Annotated in this window: 21 protein-coding genes and 2 tRNA genes; 9 read left to right on the top strand and 14 right to left on the bottom strand. The window is 59.5% G+C overall.

Features of this window, described 5'->3' with window-relative positions:
- The first annotated feature begins 45 nt into the window (after nt 1-45).
- Both JJQ51_RS31505 and JJQ51_RS31500 read left to right on the top strand, forming a co-directional pair.
- A tRNA-Met gene (locus tag JJQ51_RS31505) sits at nt 46-122 on the top strand.
- A gap of 58 nt (nt 123-180) precedes the next feature.
- Nucleotides 181-306, top strand: a complete 126-nt coding sequence (locus JJQ51_RS31500; protein ID WP_267904028.1) for a hypothetical protein — start codon at nt 181-183, stop codon at nt 304-306.
- Nucleotides 307-354: 48 nt separating this feature from the next.
- Here JJQ51_RS31500 and JJQ51_RS31495 read toward each other — a convergent pair whose 3' ends face one another.
- Entirely contained in the window at nt 355-663 is a 309-nt protein-coding gene (locus tag JJQ51_RS31495) for a hypothetical protein (RefSeq protein ID WP_269245748.1), read from the bottom strand.
- Nucleotides 664-827: 164 nt separating this feature from the next.
- Between JJQ51_RS31495 and JJQ51_RS31490 the strand changes: the two genes are divergently transcribed.
- The 3 genes from JJQ51_RS31490 to JJQ51_RS31480 are packed head-to-tail and all read left to right on the top strand — an operon-like array spanning nt 828 to nt 2,181.
- The gene (locus JJQ51_RS31490; protein ID WP_269245747.1) at nt 828-1,595 is read left to right on the top strand and encodes a hypothetical protein; all 768 of its coding nucleotides are present in this window, start codon (nt 828-830) and stop codon (nt 1,593-1,595) included.
- A gap of 53 nt (nt 1,596-1,648) precedes the next feature.
- A complete protein-coding gene (locus tag JJQ51_RS31485; RefSeq protein WP_113354178.1) occupies nt 1,649-1,894 on the top strand; it encodes a CopG family ribbon-helix-helix protein in 246 nt (81 codons plus the stop codon).
- On the top strand, nt 1,891-2,181 hold the full coding sequence (locus JJQ51_RS31480; protein WP_113354177.1) for a type II toxin-antitoxin system RelE/ParE family toxin: 291 nt from the start codon (nt 1,891-1,893) through the stop codon (nt 2,179-2,181). Before JJQ51_RS31485 ends, JJQ51_RS31480 begins: the two co-directional genes overlap by 4 nt.
- A gap of 56 nt (nt 2,182-2,237) precedes the next feature.
- Here JJQ51_RS31480 and JJQ51_RS31475 read toward each other — a convergent pair whose 3' ends face one another.
- The 3 genes from JJQ51_RS31475 to JJQ51_RS31465 all read right to left on the bottom strand — a co-directional run bounded on the left by JJQ51_RS31475 (nt 2,238) and on the right by JJQ51_RS31465 (nt 3,503).
- Nucleotides 2,238-2,429, bottom strand: a complete 192-nt coding sequence (locus JJQ51_RS31475; RefSeq protein WP_113354176.1) for a hypothetical protein — start codon at nt 2,427-2,429, stop codon at nt 2,238-2,240.
- 47 nt (nt 2,430-2,476) lie between these two features.
- Nucleotides 2,477-2,920, bottom strand: a complete 444-nt coding sequence (locus tag JJQ51_RS31470) for a hypothetical protein (RefSeq protein ID WP_162748853.1) — start codon at nt 2,918-2,920, stop codon at nt 2,477-2,479.
- A 289-nt stretch (nt 2,921-3,209) separates the two neighbouring features.
- Nucleotides 3,210-3,503, bottom strand: coding sequence for a hypothetical protein (locus JJQ51_RS31465; protein ID WP_113354174.1), 294 nt, complete (start codon nt 3,501-3,503; stop codon nt 3,210-3,212).
- 294 nt (nt 3,504-3,797) lie between these two features.
- Between JJQ51_RS31465 and JJQ51_RS31460 the strand changes: the two genes are divergently transcribed.
- Nucleotides 3,798-3,881, top strand: a tRNA-Leu gene (locus JJQ51_RS31460).
- 89 nt (nt 3,882-3,970) lie between these two features.
- On the opposite strand, the gene JJQ51_RS31455 is transcribed toward JJQ51_RS31460, so the two are convergent.
- Nucleotides 3,971-4,417, bottom strand: a complete 447-nt coding sequence (locus JJQ51_RS31455; RefSeq protein ID WP_145324237.1) for a hypothetical protein — start codon at nt 4,415-4,417, stop codon at nt 3,971-3,973.
- Nucleotides 4,418-5,019: 602 nt separating this feature from the next.
- Between JJQ51_RS31455 and JJQ51_RS31450 the strand changes: the two genes are divergently transcribed.
- Nucleotides 5,020-5,391 (top strand): hypothetical protein, encoded by a 372-nt coding sequence (locus tag JJQ51_RS31450; RefSeq protein ID WP_371864953.1) that lies wholly within the window; start codon nt 5,020-5,022, stop codon nt 5,389-5,391.
- A gap of 56 nt (nt 5,392-5,447) precedes the next feature.
- Here the strand turns inward: JJQ51_RS31450 and JJQ51_RS31445 are convergent, their stop codons facing one another.
- The 8 genes from JJQ51_RS31445 to JJQ51_RS31410 all read right to left on the bottom strand — a co-directional run bounded on the left by JJQ51_RS31445 (nt 5,448) and on the right by JJQ51_RS31410 (nt 13,089).
- Entirely contained in the window at nt 5,448-5,720 is a 273-nt protein-coding gene (locus JJQ51_RS31445; RefSeq protein WP_113354171.1) for a hypothetical protein, read from the bottom strand.
- A 264-nt stretch (nt 5,721-5,984) separates the two neighbouring features.
- Nucleotides 5,985-6,614 (bottom strand): outer membrane protein, encoded by a 630-nt coding sequence (locus JJQ51_RS31440; RefSeq protein ID WP_113354169.1) that lies wholly within the window; start codon nt 6,612-6,614, stop codon nt 5,985-5,987.
- A gap of 423 nt (nt 6,615-7,037) precedes the next feature.
- Nucleotides 7,038-8,102: an ABC transporter ATP-binding protein gene (locus tag JJQ51_RS31435; protein ID WP_269245746.1), complete on the bottom strand. Its 1,065-nt coding sequence runs from the start codon at nt 8,100-8,102 to the stop codon at nt 7,038-7,040.
- Nucleotides 8,099-9,028 carry a PfkB family carbohydrate kinase gene (locus JJQ51_RS31430; RefSeq protein ID WP_113354167.1) on the bottom strand — a complete coding sequence of 310 codons (930 nt, stop codon included), beginning with the start codon at nt 9,026-9,028 and terminating at the stop codon, nt 8,099-8,101. Before JJQ51_RS31430 ends, JJQ51_RS31435 begins: the two co-directional genes overlap by 4 nt.
- Nucleotides 9,029-10,051, bottom strand: coding sequence for an SIS domain-containing protein (locus tag JJQ51_RS31425; RefSeq protein ID WP_113354166.1), 1,023 nt, complete (start codon nt 10,049-10,051; stop codon nt 9,029-9,031).
- On the bottom strand, nt 10,048-10,893 hold the full coding sequence (locus JJQ51_RS31420) for a carbohydrate ABC transporter permease (protein ID WP_113332426.1): 846 nt from the start codon (nt 10,891-10,893) through the stop codon (nt 10,048-10,050). The genes JJQ51_RS31425 and JJQ51_RS31420 overlap by 4 nt, the downstream gene beginning before the upstream one ends.
- Entirely contained in the window at nt 10,893-11,777 is an 885-nt protein-coding gene (locus JJQ51_RS31415) for a carbohydrate ABC transporter permease (protein ID WP_069615347.1), read from the bottom strand. Before JJQ51_RS31415 ends, JJQ51_RS31420 begins: the two co-directional genes overlap by 1 nt.
- 73 nt (nt 11,778-11,850) lie before the next feature.
- Nucleotides 11,851-13,089 carry an extracellular solute-binding protein gene (locus JJQ51_RS31410; protein WP_113354165.1) on the bottom strand — a complete coding sequence of 413 codons (1,239 nt, stop codon included), beginning with the start codon at nt 13,087-13,089 and terminating at the stop codon, nt 11,851-11,853.
- 212 nt (nt 13,090-13,301) lie between these two features.
- Here JJQ51_RS31410 and JJQ51_RS31405 point away from each other — a divergent pair, with 212 nt between their 5' ends.
- Nucleotides 13,302-14,504 (top strand): ROK family transcriptional regulator, encoded by a 1,203-nt coding sequence (locus tag JJQ51_RS31405; RefSeq protein WP_113354164.1) that lies wholly within the window; start codon nt 13,302-13,304, stop codon nt 14,502-14,504.
- Between the two features lie 3 nt (nt 14,505-14,507).
- Here JJQ51_RS31405 and JJQ51_RS31400 read toward each other — a convergent pair whose 3' ends face one another.
- Nucleotides 14,508-14,843: a DUF6665 family protein gene (locus tag JJQ51_RS31400; RefSeq protein WP_113332422.1), complete on the bottom strand. Its 336-nt coding sequence runs from the start codon at nt 14,841-14,843 to the stop codon at nt 14,508-14,510.
- Between the two features lie 254 nt (nt 14,844-15,097).
- On the opposite strand from JJQ51_RS31400, the gene JJQ51_RS31395 reads away from it, so the two are divergent.
- Nucleotides 15,098-15,631, top strand: a complete 534-nt coding sequence (locus tag JJQ51_RS31395; RefSeq protein ID WP_113332434.1) for a methylated-DNA--[protein]-cysteine S-methyltransferase — start codon at nt 15,098-15,100, stop codon at nt 15,629-15,631.
- Nucleotides 15,632-15,643 lie beyond the last annotated feature (12 nt).

The following is a 15,643-nucleotide window of genomic DNA, read 5'->3' as shown; positions in this document are numbered from 1 at the left end:
CGCGGTTTACGTGGACGCGACAAACCGCGCAGCGGTTTGCGCTGGCGCGGGGTGGAGCAGCCCGGTAGCTCGTCAGGCTCATAACCTGAAGGCCGCAGGTTCAAATCCTGCCCCCGCAACCAATATTTACAAAGACTATCAATACTTTGTCGGCCTCCCATGTGATCGACGGGGGCCCTTATGGCGAGCCACGAAATCCTCGGAGGAAAGGTCAACGTCTACCGGCGCGGGGGGCTGACGTGGCATTGCTCGGCCTCCGTAAAGGGCCGCCAGTATCGCACCAGCACCAAGGAAACGGGGCTTTAGCAGGCGAAGGCATTTGCCGAAGACTGGTATCTCGGCCTGCGCGGCAAGTCAGCGGCGGGCATCCTGAAATCGGAGACCACCTTCGCCGAGGCTGCCAAGAAGTTTGAGCAGGAATATGGTGTGATCACCGAAGGCCAGCGAAGCCCCAAATGGATCGAGGGCCACGGTATCCGCCTGCGGCTGCACCTCGTCCCGTTCTTCGGCAAGATGGGGCTTTCCGAGATCAATGCCGGGACCGTTCAAGACTACCGCGTGCACCGGATCTCGGGATCGGTGACTGGCAAGCCTCCGGCTCGCAGCACGCTTCACGACGAAGTCGGCACGTTGCGCCAGGTCCTGAAAACGGCGATCCGCCACAAGTGGCTCACCCATCTTCCTGATCTGTCGCCGCCTTACAAGACACAGGGCAAAATTACGCACCGGCCTTGGTTCAGCCCGGTCGAATACAAGCAGCTTTACGAGGCTACGCGCCAGAATGCCAGGAGCCGAAGAACCCGCACTTCCGTTGGGAAGCCGAGCAGTTGCATGAGTTCGTCCTGTTCATGGGTAACACGGGCTTGCGCCCGGATGAGGCCAAGCAGCTCCAGCATCGCGACGTGACCATTGTCGAAGATCCCGATAGCCGTGAACGCATTCTTGAAATCGAGGTGCGCGGCAAGCGCGGGATCGGTTGGTGCAAATCTATGCCGGGTGCGGTGAAGCCCTATGAGCGCTTGCGCGACCGGCTAAAGCCGGTTCGCGGGAAGGATAAAGAGGGCGGCGAGATCGTCGTTAAGGCTCCGCAACCGACCGATCTGCTGTTCCCCGGCAATTATCTCAAGATGTTCAATAATCTTCTTGAAGCGCAGAACCTTAAGTTGGACCGGGACGGCAAGCCGCGAACAGCTTACAGCCTACGTCATACCTATATCTGCCTGCGTCTCATGGAAGGTGCTGATGTTTATGCGATTGCCAAAAATTGCCGCACCAGCGTCGAAATGATTGAAAAATTCTACGCGGCCCACATCAAGACCTCGCTTGATACCGCGTTCATCAATTCCCGAAGCCCAAGCGTGGCAGTCGCGGACGGAAGGTGCCTAGGACGGCGGGACCGCCGCCCCATCACGAATGCCGGGTCCGCAAGGTTTGGTAAAGACACCCGAACGGGTGTCGTCACAAATCGCTTGCCGATTTGTCAGCCCGCTTGGCGGGCCTTAAAGAGAGAAAAGTCCCTATCCGGTCACCGGGTCAGAAATCCCATGATCGGAATCTATTATCAATTGAAAGCCTTCACATTAGCAGAACCTTGACGAACCGCATTGGTTCACCAATAATTATAGTGAACCAAGGAAAGTTAGGTGCCATGACAGCGTTCACCGTTCGCGTCTCAGATGAGACCGCCAGCAAGCTTGACCAGATCGCGGAAAAGCTCGACCGCTCCCGCTCGTATATGGCCGCTCAGGCGATTGAGGACTATGTCGCTCGCGAGGAGTGGCAGCTCGCAGAGATTGAGGCCGGGTTGGCCGAAGCCAACCGGGGCGAATTTGCCAGTGATGATGATGTGGCGAAGGTTGTCGGCAAGTACGTGAAGTCAGCCCGTCAATCATGAGTCGGAAACGCATCCGCTGGACGCTGCGAGCGTTGCGGCGGCTTGATCAGATTGGCGAGTATATCCAGAAAGACGATCCGGGCGCTGCTGCGCGTGTTGTCGCGCGCATTGTGTCGGCTGTTGATATGCTGGCGGAGTTTCCGGCGACGGGGCGTGCCGGTCGTATCAAGGGCACGCGTGAAGTGGTGCTAGCGGATATTCCCTATATCATTCCCTACCGGGTCGGCCAGGACATCGAGATTCTGACCGTCATGCACGCTCATCAACGGTGGCCTCTGGAGCTGTAGCCGCCTTTCGGATTGCGGAAACTTCTGTTTGAAATGAAGCGCGCCCGCTCAAACGCTCACAACCGTGCCAGCTTCAGATTATGTTCGAGCGCAAGCCGTAGCGCTGCTTCTCCTGCTGGTGTCGATTGAGTCTCGTTCCCGTTTGAGATATGGCCATATTCGCCCATGAGGTCCAGTACGAGGATGCTTGTGTAAAGGCGGAAAAGCGCATCGTCGGCCTGTCCGGCATGTCGAAGCCAGGCAGACACGTAACTTTGATCCCACCACAGAGTAAACGGCTCGCTACCGAAGCGATTCAGGACACCCTTGATGACCGGAATTCCAAGATTGGTCGCTCGTCCCAAACCTGTACTTCGATAAAGCGCTCAGTTGGGCCCGGCATCCCGTGTTCCTTCACGATGGTTTTATCCTCTTCAAAAGTGAATACGCGCCCATGGCATGGACGTCGGTCGGCGGTAAGATCTTCCCGGATTACATAAGGAAGGCTTGCCATACTATCCGGATAGGTGAAGGTGAGCACCTCAGCCGGAAAAGCGACAAGTGGCATGACAAGCGCGTTTGGCCGTGTGAGATCGAGGCCGTCGTCGAAATTGCCAAGGAAGCAGTAGACCGGCCGTTCGCGTCGAGCATTACCTAAGAGACGGCGGCGTTCCCGGATAAGCCATTCTTCGGTTTCGCAGCGCCGTGCAAGATATGTCGGCTTGATCTTTCGCACGCCGGCTTGCCGAATGCGGTCCAAAACCGCCTCCGCCTCATCCGGCGCCAAGTCGCAAATGTTCGAAAGGGACTACCCGGATCATAGGTGTGGGTAATTACACTTGGAAATAGAGCCTCTTTCATCACTACACTTTAACCAATCGTTGGAAAAAGTCGAAATCAGAAAGACAGGTGCAAGAATCCTCCTGCACCCCTGCCTGACCGGCGATGTCTGGGGGAAGCAACGGCAAGGGGCCACGCGGCAAGCGCGCAAACGCAGTGCGCAGCCTCGGGAACCGCCCCTTGCCTTTGGGGGGGAGCGAAGCGCCAAATCAGTCAATAATGTCGATGATCTCATAGCTCTTCACGAAGGCGCCGACACCATCGTTCAGCAGTGCAAAGATGCTGTCCCGTGAGATGGGCAGCGTTTCGATCTTCTCCAGTTGCATCGGCCACCAGTCATCCGCGTAATCGCTCATAACGTCGCGGCGCAGCTCGTGAAGCGCCTCGCGCGCTTCCTCTTCATCGTGAAAGAAGATATCCGGAATGCCAGTGTGCTTCCATCGATCTTCGTCACTATTGGCGCGCGAATAGGTGTAGAAGGTGAATGACTTGTCTTGAGACATGCGTCGTCTCCTCGTGTTTTCCGAGGCCTTACGTGGCCATCGCGGCGGATATCATCGGCATTCCGGCCCTCTCGCTACTCGCAAAGTATGAGTTCGCGGTCAATTGTAGGATTCTACAATGTTCCTCGATGAAAACGGATCGTGCCGAGGTTCGCTTCCGTTCTTACACGACGCCATAAGGGCTCTGGTTTGGATTGTCTTTGTGCCCAAATACTGACGCTGCCAGTCACTCCGCATGCAATGCGATATCAAAGATTGGTCACGCGGAGCTTTCCTGTGGTAGCTTGATCCTGTGCCGGTATGGCGAAATTGGTAGACGCGGTGGACTTAAAATCCGCTGCGTTATGAGTGTGGGTTCGAGTCCCGCTACCGGCACCAGCTAGAGACCGGGAACGCCATATTTCCAGATGCTGTAAGCTTCACGGCTATCCCGCTGGACTTGTTTTTCCGTTTTTGCCTCGCATTCCCTACAAAGGTTGCGATTGGCGATCCGGGCGTGATGCAATTCCCTGTCGTGGTCTTGTCGGTTGTCGGCCTGTTCCGCCTTGCGCATGTGCCGCTTGATAGCATCGACGTGCCCTTGCAAGCTCATATTCGCTCTCCGGTCGCGTCAATTGATGGCCAACGGTATCTTTTGAAACCCTTGAAGTTGCCGGATTGGTCATACTCCACCTGAAAATGCCCTCGCATTTTGTCGGGGCTGATGGATGTGGAGCAAAGTCATGTTTTGGACTAGCTATCCCGGCCGCTTCCTTGAGCAAGCCTGTAATGGCGGTGATGTTCTCGTTCGTCTTGCTGTCAACGTCGGTGCTAAGGCTGGTTAGGTTCCAGCCATCGGTGAGGGTAGGGGTGGCTTTGATCGCGCCCATGCCCGCTGAGATCGTGATCGCGTATTCCTCGGTCTTGTCGGGCAAATAGAATGCCTTCACGTCGCAGATTACGGTCTTGTCGGTCTTGGTTTCAACAAGGGCCAGATACGGTGCGGGCCGTCAGTAGCGGATACCAGATTGGTCGCGCGACGTAACGCGCTTGACCTGTAATCCGGCACAAGAAGTTACCAGTAAGGGAATATGCATCAGGAATATCAATGCACGCATAACGAATCCCTTGAAATGGTGGGAAGGTGAATAACGCGGCGGCACTAAGTATTTAAAGCTATGAAATGCTGTAGGAATGTAACATTCCGCATCCAGCGATTGAATTCAAGTCGAGAAAAAGAATCTATTCTCAGATTTTACACGCCGCGTTCCAAGAGCAGCAGAAGAACAGACGGTGAAGAGAATGACTGATATTAAAGCGGCTGTTCGGCACCTATTTCCATCCTGATCGACCGTCGAAAAGCTTTCTCGGCCAACTGGCGCAGCCTTTCCGCAAGGAAGGCATCCGCCAAATCCTTGGGCGCACGACAAAAAAGCGGCTGATGCGGCAAAGCGCAATGCTGCCGTAACCCATGAGCCGTACCCCTGTCCGCGATCTCCCTTTAGCTGCAAAGGACGTTCCTATGATTGCCATTCGCATGAAGCGGCTCCCTCACGGGATTGCTGCGCTTGCAGTCCTGCTGATCCTGTCGGCCTGTGCCTCGCAGATCATGAAGAGCTATATCGGCGCGCCGATCAGCAGCGTGATGCTGGATTACGGTCCGCCGGATAATGTCTATGATCTGGGGCCGGGTGCGCGTGCCTATCAGTGGCGCAAGGAGAAGACGCAGGTGGTGCCAGGCCAATCCAGCGGCGAAATCCGGGATACGCGCCGCGGCAAGCGTTATGAAGTCACCGAAACGCCGGGCTATGTCGAGCATACGGAATGTTTCTACACCTTCTATACCCGAGGTCCCGGTTCCGATTGGTATGTGACGAGTTTTCGCCAACCTTCGCTCGAATGCGAATAAACCCCTCTGGCTGCCTTGTGGAAGTCGGATGATTCCGCTGCTCGCAAGGGGTCAACTCAATCCCGGCCTGGTTTGTCAATTTTGCCCCATCGCCAACGCCATGGGGCATCGCTTTTCCACCAGGCAACGGAAATCAGCAATGCAGTCGGGAAGATGACTGCCGCGGCATAGCCGATTGGATGACTATCCGCATGAGGTCCACCGACGAAGATAATGGCCATCAGCACCAGCGCATAGATAACAAGCGCGATCCAACCCTGCCAACGGCAAGGCAGGCCGGCTCCGTAGCCGTATGCTTTGACATGGAACCAGGGGGCTCGGTTTCTCATACTGCCGATCCTTCGGCGGAGCGGTCATCGTTCCGCTGTGCTTCTTCACCAGCATTGTTGGTCAACTTTCGAGCAACGGCAAGGCCGCCGATCATGCGAGACGCAGTGACTATGGCTGGTTCGATTGCGTGCGAATGAAGCGGCTGATTTTCATGAATAAGAGCGGCGAAGGGACCGATTCGGGGTTTGATCAACCATCCTCCGCCGCTCTCCGTCGGGCACGTCCTGGCTTGAAAAGGCGTGCCGACCTCTGCAAATCGGCGATCAGAAGCGATAGTTCAGGCCGGCCTTGATGACATGGTCACGCAGATCGGTCTTCGACTTACCGCTCGATGTCGTCGTGGAGACGTCGTTGGTCATGACGTAGTTGTATTCGATCTTGGCCGACAGCCCGCCGCCGAAGCCCTGTTCGATGCCACCGCCGACGAGATAGCCCTGCTTCCAGCCGCCGGAGGTGGAAACGCCCCTGCCGCCTTCGAACTTCGTCATCGTCAGACCCGCCGTGCCATAGACGAGCGTGCGATCGAAGGTTAGGCCGGCCTTCGCCTTGGCAGCACCCCGGAAGCGCTCTTCCACCCTGCCGTTTGGTACGCGTATCTCGTTGTTTCCGAGGTATGAGCCCTCCAGCTCGGCGCCGACGATGCCTGGTCCTACCTGGAAATTGTAGCCGGCTTGCACGCCACCGGTCAGGCCCTTGCCGCTGGCGAAAGGGTTGAATTTCGGCGAGGCGATACCGCCATGGGCGCCGAAATAGGCGCCGCTCCACTGGAAAGCCGGCGGCCGGTCATAGCCGGCATCCGGGGCCTGATAGGTAGTGAGATCGGCTGCGGAAGCGTTGGACGCGGCCGTCATGGCCAGAGCCGCGAACAGAATAGATTTTGCGCTGAGCGACATTGCTAACTCCATACGAAACCCGTGCACCATCCCTGGGCGCTCGCAAGGTCTCTGTTTGCGTTGGAGAACCGGACATCGGTTCCTGTTGTTCTCCGGTGCTGTCCGTCTTGGGAGCGGATCAACGTCAGGAGATGCTGGTCATTTTGCCGGTGAGAATTGCGGGTACATTGCAGGATTCAAAAATATTGAAAAATTATTGAATATTTTTATAGGGTTGAGCAGGGTTTCTTAATTATTCCTTAAGGATGGAATGCTGTCCGGCCCTGAGGGCTACCGTCGCGAAATGTCGGGCGAAATGGGGCAGATCGGCATGATATGCGCCATGCCGCCTCCTTCCATGCTGCTGATGATAGGAATCCCCATCGCACCATCTCCGAGATCGCGGGCGCCATCCTCGGCGACCATTATCTGTATTCGAAAGGTCTACTCGCAACGCTGGCCGGTGGCGCGATCGAAGAGATGCAGCGCGCTGGCATCGAAGGCGAGCTTGAGCGTCTGCCCTTCGGCAATCGCGGTGCGCGGCGGCAGGCAGGCCATCAGCCGCTGCGAACCGGTTTGCGCCGTCACGATGAGCTCGGGGCCTGTGAGTTCCGCGACCTCGCAGATGGCCTCAAGCTTGCCGCTTTCCTCGAGGCGCAGCGTTTCCGGCCGGATACCGATCACCAGCTGCTGTCCTTGGCTGATCCCAGCTTTCGTCGCCGGCATCGGCAGCGTGATCGATGTTCCGTCGATGCGCAGCAAACCGTGATCGGCAGTCGCGTTCAAAAGGTTCATCGGCGGCGCGCCGACGAAGGTCGCGACATAGAGTGTTGCCGGATGATTGTAGATTTCGTCCGGCGTGCCGAGCTGTTCGATCCGTCCGTCCCGCATCACGGCGATGCGGGTTGCGAGTGTCATCGCTTCGATCTGGTCGTGCGTCACGTAGACGACGGTGGTCTTCAGCATCTGGTGCAGGCGCTTCAGCTCGGTGCGCATCTCCATGCGCAGCTTGGCGTCGAGGTTGGAGAGCGGCTCGTCGAAGAGGAAGACTTCCGGCTTGCGCACCAGGGCACGGCCGATCGCCACACGCTGGCGCTGGCCGCCGGAAAGCTGGCTTGGCTTGCGCTCCAGCAGCGCCTCGATCTGCAAGAGCTTCGCCGCCTCGCGCACTGCCTTGTCGCGTTCCGCCGCAGGCACCTTGCGCATCTCCAGCCCGAAGCCGATGTTGCGATGGACCGAGAGGTTCGGATAGAGCGCATAGGACTGGAACACCATGGCGATGTCGCGGTCCTTCGGATGCACACCGAGCACGGAACGTTCGCCAATGCGGATATCGCCGCTGGTCGCCTCGGCGAGCCCGGCGATGATGTTCAGCAGCGTGGACTTGCCGCAGCCAGACGAGCCGAGCAGCACCAGGAATTCGCCGCTTTCAAGCGAAATATTGATGCCTTTCAGCGTCTCCACTTCGCCGTAGCTCTTGCGGATGTTCTGGATTTCGAGCGCGCTCATTGAACGGCCTCCTCGGATGCTTGAGCCGGGCCGTAGCTGCGCGGCAATGTGGAAATGGCGCGGGACGCGACCGCGGTCCCGGCCGAAAGGCAGGCCGCAAGCGGCTCGCCGCGGGCAAGGGCGGCCAGGAAGCCGGCATTGAAGACATCGCCGGCGCCGATCGTGTCGACGACGGTGACCTTTGGTGCTGCGGCCGAAGCCAGCACGCCGTCGGCATCGACGGCGATCGCGCCGTCCGGACCGCGCTTGACGACGAAGATCGCGCCTTCTGGCATCAGTGCATGGAGCGCGCGCGCAGCCTCCGCGGGATCATCTATGCCGGCTAAGGTCGTCGTTTCAACTTCGTTCATCAGCGCGATTCCGCAGCGGGAGAGCCAACGCCGCGTGGCATTGCAATTCTCCTTGGTCCAGCCGTCGAGCGGCCAACCGGTATCGAGCGCGACTGTGATTCCATGCTTGTCGGCCCAGTTGAACAGCGCGTCATAGTCGCGTGTAAGATCTTCGGTCAGAAAGGCGCCGCAGAGCAGTGCATAGCCGCCGGCAAGCTTCTCGCCATTGAGAACCGTAAACACGTCATCGAGATTGAACCTTGGCAGGTGGCCGCGCGTGGTGAAGAAGGTGCGCTCGCCATCGGGATGGGTAATGCCGACCGAGAGCGTCGTGCTCTCCGGTCGTACGGGCCACTTGCTGCTGCGCGCGCCGAAGGCTTCGCTGAGCCAGCGGCCGAACTGATCGTTGCCGACATTAGCCGCGATCTCGTAATCAACGCCGAGACCCTCCCAGGCAAGGGCGCTATTGCCAGCCTGGCCGCCGACGCGCAGCTCGTCGTGATCGACAATGATCTCGGTGCCGGCTTTCGGCCACGGCGCTGCCGGCCCGAGGATCAGGTCGATATTGACGTTGCCGATGACTGCAAGCGGCTTCATTCATTCGCTCCGGGTGATCTTGGTGGAGCGCACCGGCGTGCCGGCATTCTCCACCCGCTCGTCGGCAAAGGCGATCATCAGCGACTGGGCGACAGGCAGCATCTGGAAGATCGCCGCAAGACCGGTTTCCGGCTTGAAGCGCAGGGTGACGCAACCGGGAACCGGTTCTTCCCCGGAGCCATCGAAGACGATCACGGGCGCACCGGTTGCCACCGCGGAAACAGCCATGGCCGTTACGAGACCAGCCGTCGCATCATTGCCACGGAAGAGAACGACGCCGATCGAAGGCCCGAGCATTTCCATCGGGCCATGGCGCAGCTGGCCGCCTTCGAGCGAGAAGCACGGGCGGCGCGAAAGTTCGGTAAGTCCGAGCGCCAGAGCCTCGGCAATACCCTGTAGACGCCGACCGGAGGTTACAACCGTCGCCACATTGGCGAGAGCCGCAAGCGCCGGCTTGATATCGAGCGTTTCGGGCGCGCGAAGCACGGAAAACGCAGGCGCCGGATCCTGACCGAGGGCGGCGAATACAGCCAGATGCAGCGCGAAGGTGACCGTGAGGCTGCGTGTAGCGGCAAAGGCAAGCTCCGTGCCACCGGCGCCGACAAGAGAAGGCGCGGTCTTGGCGAGGAAGGAGCTACTTTCCAGTGTCAGGCCGAAAGTCTCGGCGGTGCCGCCCGTCTCGTTGAACCAGCGCAGCACTTCGGCGCTTTCGCCGGATTGCGATGTCATGAAGATCGTACGGCCCTCCAGCGATAGCGGCTGGCCGAGCTGTTCAGAAAGCGGCAGGGCGATCGCATCGATGCCGGCGGCGCGATAGAGCGGCTCGACGGCGCGATTGACCGCGTGGGAACCGCCCATGCCGAGCAGCAGCAGCCTGCCGGTGCGTTTCAGCGAGGCGGCGGCCTTGGCGGCCATGTCGGCGGCAGCCTCGAAGGAGGCAAGCGCATCGGCATGCTGGCGGGCCATTTCTCGGTCGATGGCGGCAAGGCCTTCGGGGCGGGTTTTCTCTTGGGTCATGGTCATCCCTTGACGCCGCCATTGGTGAGGCCCGAGATCAGGGCGCGTTGCATGACAAGGCCGATCAGCACCGGGGGCAGGGCGGCGAGCACGCCGGCAGTCGCGATCAGTCCGTAATCCGAGACACGACCGCCGGCGAGATCCGCGATGGCGACGGTGAGGGTCTTGGCGCGCTGGTCTGACGTGAAGAGCAGCGCATAGAAGAATTCATCCCAGGCAAGCAGGAAGGCAAAAAGCGCCGAAGTCGCCATCACGGGCATGGCAAGCGGCAACGTGATGATTCGCAGCGTCTGGAACAGCCCAGCGCCGTCGATCATTGCCGCAGCCTCGATCTCCTTCGGAATGGAATCGAAGCCGGATTTCATCAGCCAGGTCGTGAATGGCGCGAGGATCGTCAGATAGACGAGCGCCAAGCCGAAAACGTTGTTGAGCATGCCGAGATGGGCAAGCCCCATATAGAGCGGCACGGCAAGCGCCACCGGCGGCAGCATATAGGTGGCGATGACCATAGAAAGCGACCATCCGACAGATGGCGTGCGCGATACGGCCCAGCCGGCAGGAATGGCGAGCGCAATGGCTGCGATGGTCGCCATGCCGGCCACCTCGATGCTGTTGCGCAGCGATGAGGTGAAGGCGGCGCCCTCACTGTTTTCCAGCGTCGACAGCAGCAGCTTATAGCGCGAGAAGTCCGCCGTCTGCGGCCACCAGCGCAGCGGCTTGGCGGCGAGATCGGCAGCCGGCGAAATGCTCATGATGAAGAGCCAGGCGATTGGCGCCAGGATCACGACGGCGAGCAGGATGGCGCAGACATAGATGAAGCAGGTGAAGAGCGGGCTCTGGCGTTCCATCAGGCGGCACTCCCTGCGGTTTTGCGGACAAGGGCGGCATAGGCGGCGGCAAGCAGCGTGACCAGCAGCGTGACGATGAGGGCAAGCGATGCGCCCGACCCCGCTCGCTGGAAGGAAAAGGCTTCCTGATAGACGAGGATCGATAGAGTGCGCGTGCTGTTTGCCGGCCCACCGCGTGTCATCACCCAGATGATATCGAAGACCTTGAAAGCCTCAATGGTGCGCAGCACCAGCGCCACCATCAGCGGTCCCACAAGATAGGGAAGGATGACGAAGCGGAAGCGCTTGAAGGGGCCGGCGCCATCGACCAGCGACGCGGCGGTGATATCGCGCGGTACCGCCTGCAGGGCGGCAAGTGCAATGAGCGCCACCAGTGGGAAATTCTTCCAGCAGTCGGCGACGATGAGTGCTGTCAGCGCCGTGCCCGGTTCGCCGAGCCAGGAGCGGTAGGCGTCGATGAGGCCAAGCTGGGTGAGGGCTGCGTTGAGCGCGCCATATTCGGGATTGTAGATCAGCCGCCACAACGTCGCGTTCACGACGGTCGGCAACGCCCAGGGCAGGATCATTAGTGCACGCAGCACGCCGCGACCCCTAAAATTCTGATTCAACAGCAGGGCAGCCAGCACGCCGAGCACCATTTCGGCGGCAACGGAGACGATCGCGAACCACGCCGTGGTAATCAGGGTGCGCTGAAAATTGGAGTTCGCCAACATCTTCGCGTAATTGTCGATACCGACGAAATTGCCGCCGGTTCCCACAAGCTTCGCATCGGTGAAAGAAAGGCCGACCGTGTCGACGAGGGGCCAGCCGATGACGGCGATCATCACCACAAGCAGTGGCAGCATCAAAAGCCAGGCGCGAGTTGTCATGGAGGTGCCGGACATGGCAGGCCCCTTCTTTCATTCTTCATGGAGGAAATTAGAGGCGGGCGGCGATTGGCGCCGCCCGATGAGATTATCAGAGACCGCTATTGTCGGCAGCAGACTTCAGTGCGTCTTCCGGAGAAGACTGGCCGAGCAGCGATTCCTGGATCGCCTGCTGAAGTGCGGTTGACAGTTCCTGATATTTCGGCGTCGTCGGACGCGGATACATGGCAGCGAGGCCGACCTTTGCGGCCGCGATCAGTTCTTCCTGACCCTTGGTGACGGCCGGATCACTGTAGGACGATGCCCAGATCGGCAGGCTAAGCTTCGCATACTGGTTCTGCGTTGCCTGCGAGGTCATGAAGGAGATGTATTTCCAGGCCTCGTCCGGATGCTTGCTGGCAGTAGTGATGCCGAGACCCATCGAGCCGTTCACCGCCGAAGCCTCGCTCTTGCCGGCAACGCCCGGTGCCGGCACGACGCCGACCTTGCCTGCGACCTTGCTGTCCTTCGGGTCGTTCGCCATGTTGTACATGTAGGTCCAGTTCAGCGCGAAGGCGGCGTCGCCGTTTTCGAAGACCTTGCGAACGTCTTCTTCAAGGAATTCCTTGGAGTTCGGGTTGGTCAGGCCGGACTTGTAGCTGGTGACCATGTATTTCAGGGCGTCGAGGCCGCCACCGGTCTGGAAGTCCGGCTTGCCATCCTTGATGAAATCGCCCTTATAGGCGCTGACGAGCGTGGCGTAGTCGCAGATTGCGGCTTCGGCCTGTGACCAGCTCCAGGCAATCGGCGTTGCCAACAAGCCCTTGTCCTTGATGATCTTGGCCTGCTCGTTCAGTTCGTCCCAGGTCTTCGGTGGCGTCTTGATGCCGGCCTTTTCCAGGATTTCCTTGTTATAGAACAGGTACTTGGTATCGAGGATCCACGGCATGCCGTAGTACTTGCCGTCATACTGCACCGTCGTCCATGCACCCGGCAGCACGTTCTTCTTCGTCTCGTCCGAAATGCGCGATGAAACGTCGACCAGAACCTTGTTGGTCGCGTATTCGGCCGGCCAGATCACGTCGAAGAGCACGACGTCGTAGCCGCCGCCAGATCCCTGCGCCAGCACCGTCTTGTCGTGCAGGCCTTCATAAGGGACGAATTCGAGGTTGACCTTGATGTCCGGATTGGCCTTGGAGAAGGCATCCGTCATCGCGCGCACATCGGCTTCGCTATAGGCAGCCTGCGCCATGAAGAGGGCATTGATCGTCGTTTCGGCAAGGGCGTGCGAGGCGAAGGATACGCCGATCAGCGCTGCGCCCAGCAATGTCTTGTTCAATGATTTCAACATTCCATCCTCCAGTTTTTGACAGTCACGCGATTTTTCCAAAGGCGGCTGACGTCGCCATCGGTTGTCGAGCAGGCAATTGGCCGGGCTGGCTGCCGAACATTGATCGGAGCGTCGCTTAAGTTCCCTGGTGAAACTCTGTGGTTTCTTTTAAGTCAATTGTCTTGACTAATTTGTTCTTCAATATTCTATTGCTGTCAAGAGGGCAAAAGCGGATGCACGATATTCGCCCGATCAGGGCTACCAGCGGAACGAACCACGAGGGGACCAGCGCCCATAACCGGCGGGTGATCATCGACGCCTTGCGGCTCAATGGTGCGCTCTCCCGCGCAGATCTCGCGCGCGCCACCCGCCTGACGAAACAGACCGTCTCCAACATCATGGAGGAGCTGGAAAACGACGGTCTCGTCACATCAAGGGAAACGGTGCGCCGCGGCCGCGGTCAGCCCTCGACGCCCTACGGTCTTGTACCGGAAGGCGCCTGCGCCATCGGCCTGCAGATCGACCGTCACATCACCCGCGCCATCGCCGTCGATCTCGTCGGCAATGTGCTGATACGCAAGGAAGCGAACCTGCCGGGAGGTGGACCGGCGACAGGTACGCCCATCGTCTTGCAGCTCGTGGAGGACGTGCGCAGCGAATTGAAGCAGCGAGCGGCTCAGGCGGAGAAGCGCCTCGTCGGCCTCGGTGTCGCGATGCCAGGCCCGTTTGGTATCGAGCAGGAGGATGCCGACAATCCCTGGATGATGGGCGCCTGGCAGCGCTTTCCGCTGCTGGAAACGTTGTCGGTCGGAACCGGCCTTAACGTTACCCTGCAGAATGACGCCGCGGCCTGCGCGACCGCCGAGCGCATGGTCGGCGCTGCACATGGCCTCGACCATGCCGTCTGCCTCTATGTAGGCTATGGTATCGGTGCCGGGCTCATCCTCGGTGGTGAGCTCTATAGCGGTGCGCATGGCAATGCCGGCGAAATCGGCATGGCGCTGCTGACATCAGGCGGGAAACAGACCCAGCTGGAGCATCGCGCATCATTGGCTTCACTCTACGATCACCTCGGCCTCGATCCGATGGCGCCGGATATCTATTCGCTGATAGACAAACGGGCCGCTGCCGACGATCCAGATATTCTCGCCTGGATCGAAAGGGCGGCGATCGACCTGCGCTGGAGCGTGCAGCTCATCGAAACCATCTTCGATCCGCAGACGGTGATTTTGTGCGGTGGCGCGCCCCCGGCGCTCGCAACTAGGCTGATGGCCGCGATGCAGCCGCTCCTGCCCTCCAATGCCGATCGTCCCGATCGATTGCTGCCGCGCCTCCAGCTCGGCATGACCGATCCTTGGGCCGTGGCGCGCGGTGCGGCGGCAGAGCCGATCGGCCATGCCTTCGATCCGCGCTTCCAGGCGATCCTGAAATCCTAATATTTAGAGATGTCTCGGGCTGGCGCCGAGGCGCGCAAGCACCTTGTTGGGAATGCCATAGCGCTGGATGACGTCACGGCCGTTGCGCAGGCCGCAGATCTCGCGATGGATGAACATGGCCCAGACGGCTTGCGCCGCGATATCCACCAGCCGCTCGTGTTCGACGCCCTCCTTGCCCTTGGCCTCGCCCTCCTGCAAGGCTGCAAGCGCCGCTTCCACCTTCATGCCGTGATGCCCGAGCGTACTGGCGCGTTCCGACATCATCTCATATTCGAGAATGCCGAGGCCGGTCTCGTTTGTCTGCGATGGATTGAAATTGCGCGGCGGGCGAACTGTCATATCGGGTTCCGCAAGCTGGCGATCTGTCTCTTCGCCGATTCTACACAATTCCAGCCCATTCCCCAAGCATGCGCATGGAGGTTGCGTCATCTTGCGGCTGAGCACATGAATCCGGAAATGCCGGGATTTTCCTGCCCGCCGTCCGTTTTCGGGTGGTTGGCGACGGTCATTTGAGGTCCAATGGGGGCATAAGCGCTCCATCAGAGGCAATCTCGCCCGATGCCATGAGCGCAATTCAAAGAAAGGATATCGGCATGACCAAAGCCTCGAAAAATGCGGAAAAGCAGTATGTCTATCGGATCATGGACTCGCCCGTCGGCGCGTTGAAGCTCGTCGGCAGCGATGATGGACTTGCCGCGATCCTTTGGGACAATGATCGCCCAGGCCGTGTGCCCTTGCTCATCGTGACTGAGGATGACAGCCATCCGGTGCTCGTGGAAACCGAGCGGCAGCTCCGTGAATATTTCGCCGGCGAACGACAGGTTTTCGATCTGCCGCTCGATTTTGCCGGAACTGAGTTTCAGCAGAAGGTATGGCAGGCGCTGCTCGCCATCCCCTTCGGCGAGACGCGCAGCTATCGCCAGATCGCGACCGAGATCGGCTCGGCCAAGGCGATCCGCGCCGTCGGTGCCGCCAATGGCCGCAACCCGATCTCGATCATCGCGCCCTGCCACCGCGTGGTGGGATCGGCTGGTGATTTGCGCGGGTTCGCCGGCGGTCTCGAACGCAAGGCCTATCTGCTGCGGCTCGAAGGGGCTGATGAGAAGACATTCGATTTTGCCGCTTGATCTCGCGGCGAT

The organism is Rhizobium sp. AG207R (assembly GCF_027109195.1).
Taxonomy (GTDB): domain Bacteria; phylum Pseudomonadota; class Alphaproteobacteria; order Rhizobiales; family Rhizobiaceae; genus Rhizobium; species Rhizobium dioscoreae.
Note: the sequence above shows the minus strand (reverse complement) of the source record. Positions and strands in the feature narration are given on the sequence as shown.